Source organism: Micromonospora sp. CPCC 206061, from assembly GCF_036906915.1.
Taxonomy (GTDB): Bacteria; Actinomycetota; Actinomycetes; order Mycobacteriales; family Micromonosporaceae; genus Phytohabitans.
This window is the reverse complement of the sequence record NZ_JBAKHX010000047.1, coordinates 25450-39755: the sequence shown is the minus strand read 5'-3', so window position 1 is coordinate 39755 and position 14306 is coordinate 25450. Positions and strand designations below refer to the sequence as shown.

The window sequence follows — 14306 nt, the reverse complement described above, 5'->3', positions numbered from 1 at the left end:
GAAACGCGCTCAGCGCGGTGGGTCGGAGTCCGTCCGCCGGGCCGCGGCCTGCGCCGGCCCGTCAACGCGCGCGTCGCACTGCCGCTTGCGGTAGTCCTCCCAGCGGCGCACCATGTCCTCGCCGTACTCGTTCGTCACGAAGACGAAGTAGTCCCGCAGATCCTCCAGCCGCTCCCGCCGGCCGCCCCGATCGTCACCGATGGCCGCCAGCGCGAACTCAGCCGCGTCGATGCCTACCCGCAGCCGCATCGCGCGGGCCCGCATGATCTGCGCCCACCCGCCCGGCCTGAGCCGGTAATGATGCTGCCGGCTGCCCGGCACCGGCACCCGCTCCACGATCTGCCCCTGCTCCAGCTGCCGGATCACCGTGCTGATCGACGCCTTGCTCACCTGCAACGCGCCGGCGATCTCGGTGATCGACTGGTGCGGGGCGGGACAGATCGTCAACCAGCCGTAGATGCGGCCCATCATCAGGGTCCCGCCGAGCTGCGCCATGAACAGCCCGATGCGCTCGACGAACTCGCGCTCCTGCGGAGACACCCCGAACACCTACCTCAGGCGGCACTGGAAGACAGGCAACGTTAAGAAAATGCTGAACGCACTGTATCGCATGAACGCCGCCCCGCAAGTAGGGGTTTTCACGCCCAGGATGACAGCGGCAGCGGGCGCGTCGGTGAACAGCTTCTCCGCCAGATCGACGGGGCCTACCGGCGCGGCTATTACGACGCCTGACGTGACGGTGTCAGCTAGCTCAGCTCGGTCGGCTGCCGCGTGCGCGGCCGGGCATTGACCCGTATCCTGACGGTAGGTGCGCCGGGAAGTCTGGTCGGCAACGTTAAGCACGAGTTCCCGACCCAGAGGCGACCTATGGCCATCCGCCACCACCACTTTCCCGCTCCCGCCTGGTATTACACCGTGCGGTAGGGCGAGCCTGGAACAGGATGGATCCGGTGGAGGACCCGGTCGGGGCACGTGCACCACGGCCCGCTGCTGGAGGTGCCAAATGTCCCTACCCCTCGACGACCTGATCGGCCGCGACCTATGCGATAGCGACGACCAGCCGATCGGGAAGATCACCGCCGTCTACCAGTACCCGACCGACATGAACGCCTCGTGGGGAGCCGCCGCGGTCACTTACGGGCTGATCCGCAAGTCCACCCACTTGGTGGACCTCGAGGAGGCCCAGTTCGACCGCGAGGCCGTCTGGGTGCCGCACACCAGACACACCATCACCACCGCCCCCAACTATTCGCCGGTGGTTGGCGACACTCTCGCCGACCACGATGCGATCGACGTGCGCGCCCACTACTGGGGTGCCGCCCAACCTGCCTGAATGACGAATCCAACCCAACCGAATTAGCAGCCGCGACCGCGGACAGCCGCGCGCAAGCGCCCGGTCGTCAACACACCGACCGAGAAGAGATAACGACCACGACGCGCCGGAAGCCCGGTCTGCCCACTGCTACTCCGGCGTCGACCCGCCGTTGTTCTCGTCTTCGGCCTCGTCGAGGAGTTGCCGCAAAGCGGTCTCGAACTCCAGATCGGCCAGAGCGGCGCGTATCCACCGCTGCACGATGCCGATCATGGTGGCCACGGCCAGGACGAGTAGGTGCCACACGGTGTTCGCGCCGTCCCAGCTGAGTTCACCGTAGCTGTTGACCAGGAACCCGGTGAACAGCAGATAGCCCAGGCCGGTCACAGCGAAGGTGTCCCGCTTGTCCGCCAGTACGGTCGAGCACGCGCTCACGGCGACCGCGACCACGACCAACCTTGCCGGCACCTGACCTGCAGGGAACAAGGCTGCCGCAGCGAAGGTGGCGCCGACCATGGCAGCTGCGCCGCCGGCCAGCCCGAGCGGGCTGCGGCCAGCGTCGAACCGCCGCGCTTCCCGGCTGCCTGGCGTCACCGAACTCACCTCGGCTCGCGAACCACACCCTCATCTGCCCCGTTGGTCAGATAACCGGACGCCCATGACCGGCGAAACGGTCCTTGACGTAATCCATACGCCGGCGCAACGCCTCACCATCGTGAATACGCCGGTGGAGCGCGTGGCGCAACCATGCCTGGTCGCGGACGAGCCTATTGCTCGGTGGGGGGTTGGTGGCCGTCGGGTTCCGGCTCGTGGACCTGAATGCGGGGTCCGCGGGCGGGCCCACGGGCCAGGTCGCGGTCGAAGCGGGACAGGTCCTTGGCGGTGGTGGAGGCCAGCTGCCAGGGCACGCTGGTGACCATGACGCCGGGCTCGAACAGCAGTCGCCCTTTGAGCCGCAGCGCGCTCTGGTTGTGCAGCAGGTTCTCCCACCAGTGCCCGACGACGTACTCCGGGATGAACACTGTGACCACGTCGCGAGGTGAGAGGCGGCGGACCGATTTGACGTAGTCGATGATTGGTCCGGTGATTTCCCGGTACGGCGACTCGATGACGGTCAGCGGGACGGGCACCTCGCGGCGTTCCCACTCCTGCTGGATAGTGCGGGTGTCGTTGTCGTCGACGTTGACCGTGACCGCGGTGAGGGTGTCCGGGCGGGTGACCCGCGCGTACGCCACCGCCCGCAAGGTCGGCAGATGCACCTTGCTGACCAACACCACGGCGTGGTTGCGCGCCGGGAGGACCTGTCGCTCCTCGGCCGGCTCCAGCTCCCGTCCTACCGTCGTGTAATGCCGGCGGATCCCGATCATGATCAGGTAGATGACCGCCATCGCCGCGATCGAGATCCACGCGCCGTGGGTGAACTTCGTGGCCAGCACCAGGATGAGCACCGAACCGGTCATGAACGCGCCGAACCCGTTGATGGCCCTGGCCCGGTACATGCGACGACGGTTTTCCAGGTTGCGCTCGCGGCGCAGCAACCGGTTCCAGTGCCGCAGCATCCCGGTCTGCGACAGCGTGAACGAGACGAACACGCCCACGATGTAGAGCTGGATCAGCCGCGTCTCGCTGGCCCGGAAGCCCACGATCAGCACGGTGGCGAACACGGCGAGGAAGACGATCCCGTTGGAGAACGCCAGCCGGTCGCCGCGGGTGTGCAGCTGGCGAGGCAGGTACCGGTCCTGTGCCAGAATCGAGCCGAGCACCGGAAACCCGTTGTACGCCGTGTTCGCCGCTAGGAACAGGATCAGCGCGGTCGCCGCGGTCACCAGCACCAGCGCCACCGTGTTTCCGGAGAACACCGCGTCGGCCAGCTGCGCGGTCACGGTCTTCTGCTCGTAACCGGCCGGGGCGCCGACCAGTTGGGCGGCCGGGTCTTCGGCGTAAATCAGGCCGGTGCGGTTGGCCAGCAGGATGATGCCCATGAACATGGTCACCGCGATCACGCCGAGGATCAGCAGCGTGGCGGCCGCGTTCTGGCTCTTCGGCGGCTTGAACGCCGGTACCCCGTTGGCGATGGCCTCGACGCCGGTCAACGCGGCGCAGCCGGAGGAGAACGCCCGCACCAACAGGAAGACGAACGCGAAACCCAGCACCGAGTGTTCGGCGCGTAGCTCGAATCCGGCGCTCTCGGCGCGGACCGTCTCGCCCAGCACGACGATCCGCACGAACCCCCAGATGATCATCCCGACGATGACGGTGATGAACAGGTAGGTGGGTACCGCGAACGCGGCCCCCGACTCGCGAACCCCGCGTAGGTTGATGGCGGTCAGGACCACCACTACGGCGACCGCAAGGCCGACCCTGTGCTCGGCCACGAACGGGATCGCCGAGCCGAGGTTGTTGATGCCGGACGCCACCGACACCGCCACGGTCAGCACATAATCGACTAGCAGGGCGCTGCCCACCACGAGCCCGAACCGGCCACCGAGGTTGACCGTGGCCACCTCGTAGTCGCCGCCGCCGGACGGGTAGGCGCGCACGTTCTGCCGGTAGCTGGCCACCACGGTCAGCAGCACCAACACCACGACCAGCGCCACCCACGGCGCGTAGGCGTAGGCGGCCAAACCACCGATGGACAGCGTGAGCAGGATCTCGGCCGGCGCGTACGCCACACTGGACATCGGGTCCGAGGCGAACACCGGTAGCGCGATCCGCTTCGGCAACAGCGTGTGATGCAGCCGGTCCGAGCGGACCGGCCGACCGACCAGCAACCGTTTCAACACCGCGGTGGGACGAACCACATCCGTAGCCTAGAACCAACTTGCGTCAATCCGCTGCTTGTCCTACCGCAGCGCCCCGATGCGCGGTGGCGCCACCGACCGCGGCACATGGCCGTTGTGCGTCGAGCCGCTGACGGTCGTACATGTGTCCAGATGCAGCAGCAGGCGGTAGTAGAACGCCGCGTTGAGCAGGTCGACCAGGAGCTCGAGGTCAGCATCGTCGCCGCGGTGCGGTGGGGGCATTGACTCGGATCGGCGGGAGATCATCCGTAACGCGTAGTTGGCCCGCCGCTGCACGGAGGATCGTTTGGCCATGATCGGCCTGGCCGTCATCAAGGGCCTCGCGCTGGGGCTGCTGGGCGGGCTGGTGAGGACCCGCAGATCCTACGCACCCTGCGGATCAACCTGCGCGCCCGCGGCTACGACGTAGACTGGCGCCGGACGGCGGGCAGCCGCCGCCCAGAAACCGGACCTGGTCGTGCTCGGCCTCAGCCCGCCGGACCTCGACGGCGTCGCCGTCATCCGCGACCTGCGCAGCTGGACCACCACCCCGATCATCGTGCTGTCCGGCCGCAGCGACAGCGTGGACAAGGTCGCCACGCCACCGAACGGCACCTAGCGTTGCGCTACACACAGGAGCGGACCGCGCGCAGCATCCTGGTCGCGGCCGTGTCGTCGGCCAGGCGCTGACTTAGGTACACGAAGACCTGACCGGTGCCGGGGTTGACGTTGAGCAGGTTGCCGCCGATCGCGGTCACGCCCCATGAGCCGTCCGGTGCGACGGTGACGCCCCAGCCGCGTGCGACGGGCTGGTCGAGCACCAGGTCGTAGCCGTGTGCCTGGATCGTGCTCATGGCGTTGGCGTGTTCGACGGCGACCAACCCGTGGCCGCCCGTGAGTACGCCGGCGAACAGCCTGGCGACCGCGGTGGCGGTGGCGTGCATGTTGACGGCGGGCAGGCAAGCGGCGCGGCACCAGTCGGTGTTCAACACCGCCGGATCCAGCGAGCCGGCCGGGTTGTCCAGGGCCCGCTGGCGCAGGGTGTAGGCCGGACCCACGGTGCGCGGCAACCAGTCGGCGTCGGCGTGGTGGACCTCGGCTGCCCGGACCGCTTGCGTGGCGGTCAGACCCAGCGCGATGTCCAGACCCTGCGGCCCGGCAACCTCCTCGTCCAGGAACACGCCGAGCGGGCGGCCGTCGACCCGGCGGACCAGTTCGCCGACCAGGTGCCCGAAGGTGAGGGCGTGCTCGGCCATCGCGACGCCGGGCACCGGCCACTCGGGGCGGGCGGTGGCGAGGTCGTCGACCAGCGTGTCCCAGGCGGCCAGGTGTTCCATCGCGCGTGGGACGGGAAACGCCGGCAGGCCGGCTGTGTGCGACAGCAGGTGCCGCACCAGGATCCGCTCCTTGCCGGGCGTGGTGAACGACGGCCAGTAGTCGCCGACCGGGTGGTTCAGGTCGATGAGGCCACGCGAGGCCAGACTCAGCACCGCCAGGGCGGCGATCGGCTTGCCGAGGCAGAACAGCGGCGCCAGCGTCTCGGCTGACCACGGCGCGGTGTTGTCCTGCCAGCCGCCGTGCAGATCGAGCACAAGCCGGCCGTTGTGAACCACAGCGGCCGCCGCGCCGGTTTCGGGGCCGTCGGCGATCAGCCCCGTGAACGCGTCACGGGCCGCCGCGTACGCGGGATCGGTGTGCCCGCCGACCGGCGGGCTGGGCGGCGGGATACCGACACGGGGCTGCTGGGGCATCGGGTGCTCTTTCAGTCGACGACACGCTTCGCCGACCAGGCTTCCCGGCACACCCACCAGGCAGTCTACGCGGACGCCCCTCAGTCGGACTCGGCGAACCGCTCCAGGTCGCCGACCGTACCGACGACGAGGATCAGGTCGCCGTACATCAGGACGGTGTCGGCGGTGGCGTAGCCGAACCGCGCCTTCGCACCCAGGGCCTCGCTCTTCACGGCCACCACCGTCACCCCGTACCGGGATCGCAGCCGGGATTCACGCAGCGGAACCCCGACGATGTCGCGCGGCGGCTTGGTCTTGATCATCGCGAAGTCCTGGTCGACTTCGACGTAGTCCAGCATCCGTCCGGACAGCAGGTGCGCGATCCGCTCGCCCATGTGCTGCTCGGGCAGCACGACGTGGTGGGCGCCAACCCGACTCAGGATCTCGGCGTGCCGCCGGTTCAGCGCCTTGGCCCAGATGTGCGAGATGCCAAGGTCGGTCAGCAGCACCGTGGTCAGGACGCTGGCTTCCAGGTCGGTGCCGATCGCCACCACCGCGCGCTGGAACTCCGGCACCCCGAGTTGGCGCAGCGCCTCGCCGTCAGTGCAGTCGGCGGTGGCCACGTTGGTGAGCCGACCGGCCAGCGCGTCAACGATCTTCGAGTTGATGTCGATGCCCAGTACCTCGGTGCCCCGGCTGGCCAGTTCCAGCGCCAAGGAGCTGCCGAAGCGGCCGAGCCCGAGCACCACCACCGGTTCGTTGTGGACGCTAGCCAACGATCGTCCTCTCCTCGGGCCGTTCGAACCGCCGGGTCCGCTCCCGCAGCGCCAACGCGCTCGCCGCCGTCAGCGGCCCCACTCGGCCGACGAACATCAACCCCACCAGCAGCAACACGCCCACCGGTGGCAGGTCGCCGGTGATGCCCGCGGACAACCCGACAGTACCGAAGGCCGAGACCACCTCGAACAGCACCAGATCCAAGCTGTGGTGTGTAAGTGCGAGCAGCGTGAAGGTGCACACCGCGACCGCCCCGATGCCTAAGAGCGCGATCGCCAGGGCCTGCCGCTGGTTGCCGGCCGGAATCCGGCGCCGGCCAACGATCACGCTGCTTTCGCCGCGCATCTCCGACCAGATCACGTACGCGAGCAGGCCGAACGTGGTCACCTTGATGCCGCCGGCTGTGCCGGCGCTGCCCCCGCCGATGAACATCAGCAGGTCGGTGGCGAACAGGCTCTCCGGCCGCATCGCCGCGATGTCGACGCTGTTGAACCCGGCCGTGCGGGTCATCGTCGAGTGGAAGAAACCGGCCAGCAGTTTCTCCGATCCCGACAGGGGACCGAAGGTGGCCGGGTTGGACCGCTCGCTGACCGTGAACACCAGCGTGCCGGCCAGGAGCAGAACGGCGGTCAGCGTCACCGTGATCCGGGTCAGCACCGACCACGTGCGGGGACGGCGCCACGAGCGGGCCAGTTCGAACACCACGGGGAAGCCGAGCCCTCCGACGATCACCGCCGCCGCGATGGTCAGGTTCACCACTGGGTCGTCCACGTACCCGATGAGGCTGTCGGCGTTGAGCGAGAAGCCGGCGTTGTTGAACGCCGACACGGCGTGGAACGCACCGTGGTACACCGCCTGCCCGAAGTCGTCGGTCCGGGCGAACCAGACGGTGAGAATGAGCGCCACCACGCCCTCGACCGCCAGGCTGAACAGCACAATGTTGCGCACGACCCGCCGGATGCCGTGCAGCCCCAGCACTTTCGTCTCCGCCTGGGCCAGCAGCCGGCTGCGCAGCGCCAGCCGCCGCGACCACAACACCGTGAACAGCGTCGCGAGAGTCATGATGCCCAGCCCGCCGGCCTGGATCAACGCCAGGATGACCAGCTCACCGAACATCGACCAGTGCCCGCTGGTGTCCACCGTCACCAGGCCGGTCACGCACACCGCCGACGTCGCCGTGAACAGCGCGTCCACCACGTCGGCCCGCTGCCCCGACTCGGTCGCCACCGGCAACGACAGCAGCCCGGTGCCGACCAGCACCGCGGCGCCGAACCCACCCGCGAGCGTCCGGGTCGGATGCTGGAACCGCTCCGCCGACCGCCGACCGCCCAGGCGCAGCCGCGGCATGCGGTTCTCCCTCCTGCCGAAACGATCACGCAGCAGCACACGGTACGCCATGCCCGCTGGGCGGGTGCTGGAGCTCAGTACTCCTACGTCGCGTCGCGTCCGGCGCGCCAACGGTCGATCAGGGCGGGCAGCTCGCGGAACATGAAGCCGTAGAAGTCGCGCATCTCGCCAAGGCGGCGGGCGGCGGGACTGTCCGCGCCGGCGGCTTTGATGCCCTGGTCTGCGGCCTCGAACATGGCTTGGACCATGCCGTTCTGCGATGACATGAGGGTGGCCCAGGCCCCGTCGCGCATTCGGTAGTGCTCGCGGCGGCTGGCCGGCGCCGGGACACGTTCGATCAATCCGACCGTGGACAGCATTTTGATCGCGCCGGACACCGACCCGGAGCTGATGTGCAGCTGCTCGGCGAGCTCGGTGGCGGTGACGCTGTCGGTGTCGGCGAACATGAACGCCGCCATCACCCGCGCGGTTGCCTTCTGCAGGCCGCCCTGAGCCAGGGTCAACGCCATCCGCTCGGCGGCTTCGGTGGTGTCTGCCAACGCTCTCCCTCTCCGCAGTAATCCTGACGAAATCCTAACACCTTCGAGTCTTCAGAAATCTTTGAAAGTTCTGATACCGTCGATGGCATGACGATGGCAATCGAACTGACCGAGCTCACCAAGGTGTACGGCACCCGCCGCGGCCTGACCGGCCTGACCCTGAGCGTGGAGCCCGGAGAGGTGTTCGGCTACCTCGGCCCCAACGGAGCGGGAAAGTCCACCACCATCCGGCTGCTGCTCGATCTGATCCGCCCCACCTCGGGCACCGCCCGCGTCCTCGGTATGCACCCGCGCACCGACGCCGTCGACCTGCACCGCCGGATCGGCTACCTGGCCGGCGACTTCGTCGTCGAGGGCCGGCAGAAAGCCGGCGAATGCCTGGCCTTCCTCGCCAGCCTGCGCGGCGGCGTCCCCGCCGCCCGCGTCATCGGCCTGGCCGATCGGCTGGACCTGGACTTGAACGCCCGAGTCAAGAGCCTGTCCAAAGGGAACCGACAGAAGGTCGGCCTGGTCCAGGCGTTCATGCACCAACCCGAGCTGCTCATCCTCGACGAGCCCACCTCCGGACTCGACCCGCTGGTCCAGCAAACCTTCCTGGACATGGTCACCGAGGCCAAAGCCGCCGGGCAGACCGTGTTCATGTCCAGCCACATCATGAGCGAGGTCGAGGCCGTCGCCGACCGCGTCGCGATCATCCGCGAGGGCCGCCTCGTCGCCCTGGACACCGTCGCCGACCTACGCGCCCACTCGTACCTGAACGTCCGGATCACCTTCGCCGAGCCGGTACGCGCCGCCGAGTTCGCGGCACTGCCCGGCGTGACCGAGGTGAGCATCGACGGCACCACGCTCGCCTGCCGGGTCGACGGCAGCCCCGACGCGCTGGTCAAAGCCGCCGCCCGGCACACCATCACCGGTCTGCACGCCGACAGCCAAGACCTCGAAAAGCTGTTCCACACCTTCTACGCCGCCGCCTAACCACCTCAACCACGAACGGCAGGACCATGACCACGACCACGACGACCATTCCCGGCGGCTCGGCGCTCGCCCGCGCCTTCGGCGGCACGATGTTCGCCAAGACCCTGTACGACAACCGGCGCATCTTCGCTGTCTGGGCTCTGGCCACCGGGCTGCTCGCGATGATGTACGCCAGCTTCTACCCACAGATCTCCGCCGACGCCATGGCCAACGTGCCCGAGGCCATGCGCGGGTTCGGCTTCGAGGACAGCGCCAGCGCCGCCGGCTACCTGCAAGGCGCCGTCTTCGGGCTCCTTGTACCGCTGCTGGTCACCTTCTACGGCGCGGCCACCGGCGCCCGCATGATCTCCGCCGACGAGGACAGCGGCTACCTGGATCTCTTGCTGGCCCACCCCATCAGCCGCACCCGGCTGCTGCTGCACCGCTACGCCGCCACCGCCACCGGCGCGGTTCTGATCGCCGCCGCGACGCTCGGTGCGGTCCTGACCGTACGCGGCAGCGCGAAACTCGACACCATCACGGTCGGGAACTTCGCCGCGCAAGCCATCAACCTGGCGCTGCTCGGGTTACTGTTCGGCGCCCTGGCCACCGCCATCGGCGCCGCCACCGGCACCAGCCGCGCCACCGCGTTCGGCCTCACCGCCGGCCTCGGCGTCCTCACCTACGCCCTGCACGGATTCGCCCCGCAGATCGGCGCCGACGCTCTGCGCTACCTCACCCCGTTCCACTACTACATCGGCGGCGAGCCCCTCCGGCACGGTCTCCAGATCGCCGACGCAGTGATTCTGGCCGCCGCCACCATCGCGCTCATCGCAGCCGGCGCCTGGCGGCTCAACCACCGCGACCTCGGCCGCTGAACTCGGCGCGGACCGCGTTGGGCCGCCTCCCGCAGACCGCGCTGCGTCACCTATCCTGACAGGCGGCGCAGCGCGGCGCGGTGCAGCAAAAGCAGCCACCCGGCGGCGCAGACGACACCGCCGAATAGCACGCCGAGGGGCGGGCCGTCCCAGGCGCGCACGATCCAGAACCCGGGCAGGAACGCGAACGGCCAACCGGCGACGCCGGGCAGCCACCACACCGCCAGCGGCGCGTAATAGACCACGCCGAGCGCCTTGACGGCCGCGATCCCCTGCGCCCGACTCCTCGCGACCGCGAGGACGGCGAGCGTGAAGGTCGGCGCCAGCGGCACCGCCAGCACGCAGGCGAACCACGCGGCAGCCGGCACCTGCCCAGACAGCGGCGCGGCCACTGCCAACCCGGCCGCCGCGACGACGGTGACCTGCACCAGACGGTAGGCCAGATAGCGGCCGACGCCCAGCGGCGACACCCGAATCGCGGCCAGTGCGCGGTCGTCGTGGTCGTCGAGCACCACCAGGGCACCCACCATGCCCGCGATCACCGGCACATGCAACACGATCGCCAGCAGCGCGAGCACCGGCAGATAGGCCGTGGCGTCGACGCCGTGGGTCCGCTCGGCCCAACCCGTCAGCGGCGGCACGCCGAGCCGCAGCACCAAGCCCAACAGCAGCGGACTGGCGGCGATCGGCCACACCACCGCGTCCCGCGCGATGTTGCGCAGATCGGCACGCGGAAACGACGACACCACCGCCGTTGGCCGCGCCCCGGGCCGCACGGCGGCCGGGTCGGTCCCGCTGCCTGCCCGGGCCGCCCAAGCCACCGCGGCGCCCGCCCACAGCGTCAGGTAGCCCAGCAGCAGCCACACCGGGTGCTGTGCCTCGCCGCGCAAGAGGGCGAGAGCGCCGGTGGTCGGCACCACATACCAGGCCGGGTGGGACACCAGCCCGGCCGCGACAACGAGCGGCACGGCCATCAACGGCGCCAACGGCCACGGCACCACGGTCATGAACCCCATCACGGTACGCCGGCGCGCGGCCACGCCCACCCCCAGCGCGAGCAGCAGAAGCGCGGTCAGTGCCACCGCGCCGAGCCCTGCCAGGGGGTACTGGACACGAGCGGCCAGCAGCACCGGAACCGCCGCCACCACCGTCACCAACCACAGTGGAGCAAGGCGGGCGGCTCCGACCACGGCCGGACGCGCCGGGCTGACCGCCAACGCCGCGGCCACACCCGTTGGCCGGTCCATCACCACCAGCACACCAGCGATGAACACACCGCCGGCGGCCACCTCCACGAACAGCAGATACGGTGCGACGGCCGGCACCGTGGCGGCCAGCACGGTCCACGGCACGGCCAACCCGGCGATCACCGCCGGGATGCCCAGCCGCCACTGCACCCGCCACTGCGTGGCCAGCAAAGCGACCGCCGCGCTCACAAGGTGCCACCGGTAACGGCAACGAACACCTCAGCCAGCGTCGCCTCTCGGCTGTGGACGGTCCGCACGCTCCCGGTCGCCAGCAACGCCAGCAGGCCGGGGTCGTCGGTGCCGGCGAACTCCGCCCGACGCACCGCACCGTCCACCGTGTACTCCGCCAGCACGGTCCGCGACCCGTGTTCCAGCCGCAACGCGTACGGGGTGTCCACCGCCACCAGCCGACCCTGATGCATGAACGCCACCCGGTCACACAACTCGTCCGCGGTGACCATGTCGTGCGTGGTCAGGAACACCGTCCGCCCAGCCTCCGCCTGCGCGCGGACGATCCTGCGGACCTCCGCCGCGTGTGCCGGATCCAACCCAGAAGTCGGTTCGTCCAGAAACAACAGATCCGGACGATGCAGGATCGCCCGCGCCAGATTCAGCCGCATCTGCATACCCTTGGACAACGAGGCAGCCCGCACGTCCGCCGCGTCAAGCAAACCCACCGCTGCCAAGGCCTCGTCCACCGGGATGACCGACCGGCGGTACAGGCCAGCGAACGCCGCCAGGTTCTCCCGACAACTCAACTTCGGATAGTAGGCCGGCAGCTCGAATCCCACCCCGATCCGCTCATACAACCCGGCACCCCAGTCACCGACCGGCCGCCCCAGTACCACCGCGGCACCGTCGAAACGCCGCAGCTGCCCGGTCAACACCCGCTGCGTCGTGGACTTCCCGGCCCCGTTCGGCCCCAGAAACCCGAACACCTCACCCGCCGAGACCGTGAAGTCGATACCGGCAACCGCGTCGACAGCCCGACCCGGGTAGCGGACCTGCAGGCCCGACACCTCAACAGCGTCGCTCATCAGCTCCTCCCGGGAGCTAGGCCAGGGCGAAGTAGCGCAACCACACACTGATCGGCTTGCCCGCGCTCGGCGATGCCCAACACGACCACGTTCGCCGACGCGCCAACCGCCGTGGCGCCGCCAAGGGCGGCGGCGACCCGGTGGATCTTTTCGGTGGCGATCAGGACATAGGCGACGGCGAAGACCGCGAGGGCGGCCCAGGCGATGGCGCTCACGTGTCGAGCATCCGGTCGAGCAACGCGTCAAGGGTGATCGCGCCCAGCTTCGGCTGATGCTCGCGCGGCAGCAACTCCGCGACCGTGCGATCCCCGACGTTGCGAACGAACACGTCTCACCTTATCCCGCAGAGCCCATGGTCTCGGAAGCAGCCGGACACGCCCGGTGCACCGAAGAGGCGCACTGCCCCGGCCGCTGTCCGTCCGTCTTGACGACCGGGCAGCGGACGCAGCCTTCTCAGAGCCCGGTTTGTGCACGGCGGGGGTCGGCACGGGTCGCGGCGGCGTTTGCCGAGGAATCTACGCGGGACCTGACCGTCCACCAGCCGAGATACAGCATCGTCAGGCTCACGACTGATGCCGTGGCGACGAGCGTCGAGAACCCACCGAAGGCGACGACCAGTCCAGCCAACGGGGCACCGACCCCAGCTGCTGTGCCCATTGCTACCTCGCCGATGCCTTCAGCGCGCGCCCGTTGCGCGTCGGACAGCGAGTCGGCGACCATCACGCTGCCGGCCACGACTCCGGCGCACCAACCGAGCCCGAACATGGCCAGTACGACGGTCATGGATAGGGCGCTGTTCGGGTCGGCGAATGCCCCAGTGACACCGGCAACCAGGATGAGGACGGCGCCGAGTCCGGCCACCACATGCGTGCCCGCACGGTCGGCGAGCCAGCCCGCCAGCGGTGCCGGTGCGAGCATGCACAGAACGTGGATGCTGACCACGACGCCGACGATGTCGAGATGGTGGCTGTGCGCCACCATGTGCAGCGGCGCGACCGCCATGACCGCCACCATCACCAGATTGGTCACGGCCAGCACGAATACGGCGGTGCCGGCGCCGACGCTGGGGTGGGCGCGCGCCGTCGCTCCCGTCCCGGCCTGGACGCCGCCGGTGACTGACCCACGCGTCCGACGGCCCAGTAGCGCCAGGATCGCCCCTGCGGTGGGGAACGCCACGACGGCCACCAGGTACAACCCGCCAAGCCGTGAGAACCCCAGCCGGGCGGCGAGGTCGCCGCTGGGTCCCAGTAGGTTGGGGCCGGCGACCGCCCCCACTGCGGCGCCGGTGAGAACGACGCCAAGCGCGCGGCCCCGGGCCGACGCGGACACCGCGTCGGCCGCGGCGTACCGGGCCAGGTACACAGCTGCGTTCGCCACTCCCATCACGACGTTGCCCACCACCACCAGCACGAAATTCGATGCTGCCATGGCCCCGACGACCAGCGCGGCACCGACAGCACCGACCAAGTAGCCGAGCATCAGCCCGGTGATTCGACCCGCGAGGCGAGTGACCCGGGATATCAGCACGGCACCGGCAGCCGAGCCGACGACGACCGCACCGAGCGGGACGCCCGCCGACGTTGTGCCGCCGGTCATCTCAGCCGCGATCAACGCGCCCGCGGTGCCACCTGCCGCCAGGCCGACGCTGCCAACCGCGGTCGCCGCCGCCAGAACCAGTTGTACCGATCGCATGCGCCGAGCATCG

Annotated in this window: 15 protein-coding genes and 1 pseudogene; 4 read left to right on the top strand and 12 right to left on the bottom strand. The window is 69.5% G+C overall.

Going from position 1 to position 14306, the window contains the following annotated elements; genetic code table 11:
* Positions 1-9: 9 nt before the first annotated feature.
* On the bottom strand, positions 10-540 hold the full coding sequence (locus V6V89_RS26730) for a GbsR/MarR family transcriptional regulator (RefSeq protein WP_334622128.1): 531 nt from the start codon (positions 538-540) through the stop codon (positions 10-12).
* A gap of 463 nt (positions 541-1003) precedes the next feature.
* Between V6V89_RS26730 and V6V89_RS26725 the strand changes: the two genes are divergently transcribed.
* Positions 1004-1333: a hypothetical protein gene (locus tag V6V89_RS26725; protein WP_334622127.1), complete on the top strand. Its 330-nt coding sequence runs from the start codon at positions 1004-1006 to the stop codon at positions 1331-1333.
* 129 nt (positions 1334-1462) lie between these two features.
* Here V6V89_RS26725 and V6V89_RS26720 read toward each other — a convergent pair whose 3' ends face one another.
* The 3 genes from V6V89_RS26720 to V6V89_RS26710 form a co-directional block, all read right to left on the bottom strand.
* On the bottom strand, positions 1463-1906 hold the full coding sequence (locus tag V6V89_RS26720; RefSeq protein WP_334622126.1) for a hypothetical protein: 444 nt from the start codon (positions 1904-1906) through the stop codon (positions 1463-1465).
* 173 nt (positions 1907-2079) lie between these two features.
* Positions 2080-4113 (bottom strand): APC family permease, encoded by a 2034-nt coding sequence (locus V6V89_RS26715; protein ID WP_334622125.1) that lies wholly within the window; start codon positions 4111-4113, stop codon positions 2080-2082.
* A gap of 42 nt (positions 4114-4155) precedes the next feature.
* Positions 4156-4425 (bottom strand): hypothetical protein, encoded by a 270-nt coding sequence (locus V6V89_RS26710; protein WP_334622124.1) that lies wholly within the window; start codon positions 4423-4425, stop codon positions 4156-4158.
* A gap of 48 nt (positions 4426-4473) precedes the next feature.
* Between V6V89_RS26710 and V6V89_RS26705 the strand changes: the two are divergent.
* Positions 4474-4690: pseudogene (locus tag V6V89_RS26705) on the top strand (DNA-binding response regulator); the annotation flags it as partial.
* 28 nt (positions 4691-4718) lie between these two features.
* On the opposite strand, the gene V6V89_RS26700 reads toward V6V89_RS26705, so the two are convergent.
* From V6V89_RS26700 to V6V89_RS26685, 4 genes are all read right to left on the bottom strand, one after another.
* Positions 4719-5843, bottom strand: coding sequence for a serine hydrolase domain-containing protein (locus V6V89_RS26700; protein WP_334622123.1), 1125 nt, complete (start codon positions 5841-5843; stop codon positions 4719-4721).
* A gap of 80 nt (positions 5844-5923) precedes the next feature.
* On the bottom strand, positions 5924-6598 hold the full coding sequence (locus tag V6V89_RS26695; RefSeq protein ID WP_334622121.1) for a potassium channel family protein: 675 nt from the start codon (positions 6596-6598) through the stop codon (positions 5924-5926).
* On the bottom strand, positions 6591-7946 hold the full coding sequence (locus V6V89_RS26690; RefSeq protein WP_334622119.1) for a TrkH family potassium uptake protein: 1356 nt from the start codon (positions 7944-7946) through the stop codon (positions 6591-6593). Before V6V89_RS26690 ends, V6V89_RS26695 begins: the two co-directional genes overlap by 8 nt.
* A gap of 83 nt (positions 7947-8029) precedes the next feature.
* On the bottom strand, positions 8030-8485 hold the full coding sequence (locus V6V89_RS26685; RefSeq protein WP_334622117.1) for a GbsR/MarR family transcriptional regulator: 456 nt from the start codon (positions 8483-8485) through the stop codon (positions 8030-8032).
* Positions 8486-8572: 87 nt separating this feature from the next.
* Here V6V89_RS26685 and V6V89_RS26680 point away from each other — a divergent pair, with 87 nt between their 5' ends.
* Together V6V89_RS26680 and V6V89_RS26675 are read left to right on the top strand one after the other, a co-directional pair.
* Entirely contained in the window at positions 8573-9460 is an 888-nt protein-coding gene (locus V6V89_RS26680; RefSeq protein ID WP_334622116.1) for an ABC transporter ATP-binding protein, read from the top strand.
* A 26-nt stretch (positions 9461-9486) separates the two neighbouring features.
* On the top strand, positions 9487-10317 hold the full coding sequence (locus tag V6V89_RS26675) for an ABC transporter permease subunit (protein ID WP_334622115.1): 831 nt from the start codon (positions 9487-9489) through the stop codon (positions 10315-10317).
* A gap of 50 nt (positions 10318-10367) precedes the next feature.
* Here V6V89_RS26675 and V6V89_RS26670 read toward each other — a convergent pair whose 3' ends face one another.
* The 4 genes from V6V89_RS26670 to V6V89_RS26655 form a co-directional block, all read right to left on the bottom strand.
* On the bottom strand, positions 10368-11753 hold the full coding sequence (locus tag V6V89_RS26670; protein ID WP_334622114.1) for a hypothetical protein: 1386 nt from the start codon (positions 11751-11753) through the stop codon (positions 10368-10370).
* Positions 11750-12601, bottom strand: a complete 852-nt coding sequence (locus V6V89_RS26665) for an ABC transporter ATP-binding protein (protein WP_334622113.1) — start codon at positions 12599-12601, stop codon at positions 11750-11752. Before V6V89_RS26665 ends, V6V89_RS26670 begins: the two co-directional genes overlap by 4 nt.
* Positions 12601-12816, bottom strand: a complete 216-nt coding sequence (locus V6V89_RS26660) for a hypothetical protein (RefSeq protein ID WP_334622112.1) — start codon at positions 12814-12816, stop codon at positions 12601-12603. The genes V6V89_RS26665 and V6V89_RS26660 overlap by 1 nt, the downstream gene beginning before the upstream one ends.
* Before the next feature lie 238 nt (positions 12817-13054).
* A complete protein-coding gene (locus V6V89_RS26655) occupies positions 13055-14293 on the bottom strand; it encodes an MFS transporter (RefSeq protein WP_334622111.1) in 1239 nt (412 codons plus the stop codon).
* Positions 14294-14306 lie beyond the last annotated feature (13 nt).

Excerpts from the sequence above, each read along its gene's own strand:
- V6V89_RS26655 (WP_334622111.1), bottom strand. The coding sequence starts at position 14,293 with ATGCGATCGGTACAACTGGTTCTGGCGGCGGCGACCGCGGTTGGCAGC.
- V6V89_RS26725 (WP_334622127.1), top strand. The coding sequence starts at position 1,004 with ATGTCCCTACCCCTCGACGACCTGATCGGCCGCGACCTATGCGATAGC.
- V6V89_RS26680 (WP_334622116.1), top strand. The coding sequence starts at position 8,573 with ATGACGATGGCAATCGAACTGACCGAGCTCACCAAGGTGTACGGCACC.
- V6V89_RS26690 (WP_334622119.1), bottom strand. The coding sequence starts at position 7,946 with ATGCCGCGGCTGCGCCTGGGCGGTCGGCGGTCGGCGGAGCGGTTCCAG.
- V6V89_RS26665 (WP_334622113.1), bottom strand. The coding sequence starts at position 12,601 with ATGAGCGACGCTGTTGAGGTGTCGGGCCTGCAGGTCCGCTACCCGGGT.
- V6V89_RS26700 (WP_334622123.1), bottom strand. The coding sequence starts at position 5,843 with ATGCCCCAGCAGCCCCGTGTCGGTATCCCGCCGCCCAGCCCGCCGGTC.
- V6V89_RS26710 (WP_334622124.1), bottom strand. The coding sequence starts at position 4,425 with ATGACGGCCAGGCCGATCATGGCCAAACGATCCTCCGTGCAGCGGCGG.
- V6V89_RS26675 (WP_334622115.1), top strand. The coding sequence starts at position 9,487 with ATGACCACGACCACGACGACCATTCCCGGCGGCTCGGCGCTCGCCCGC.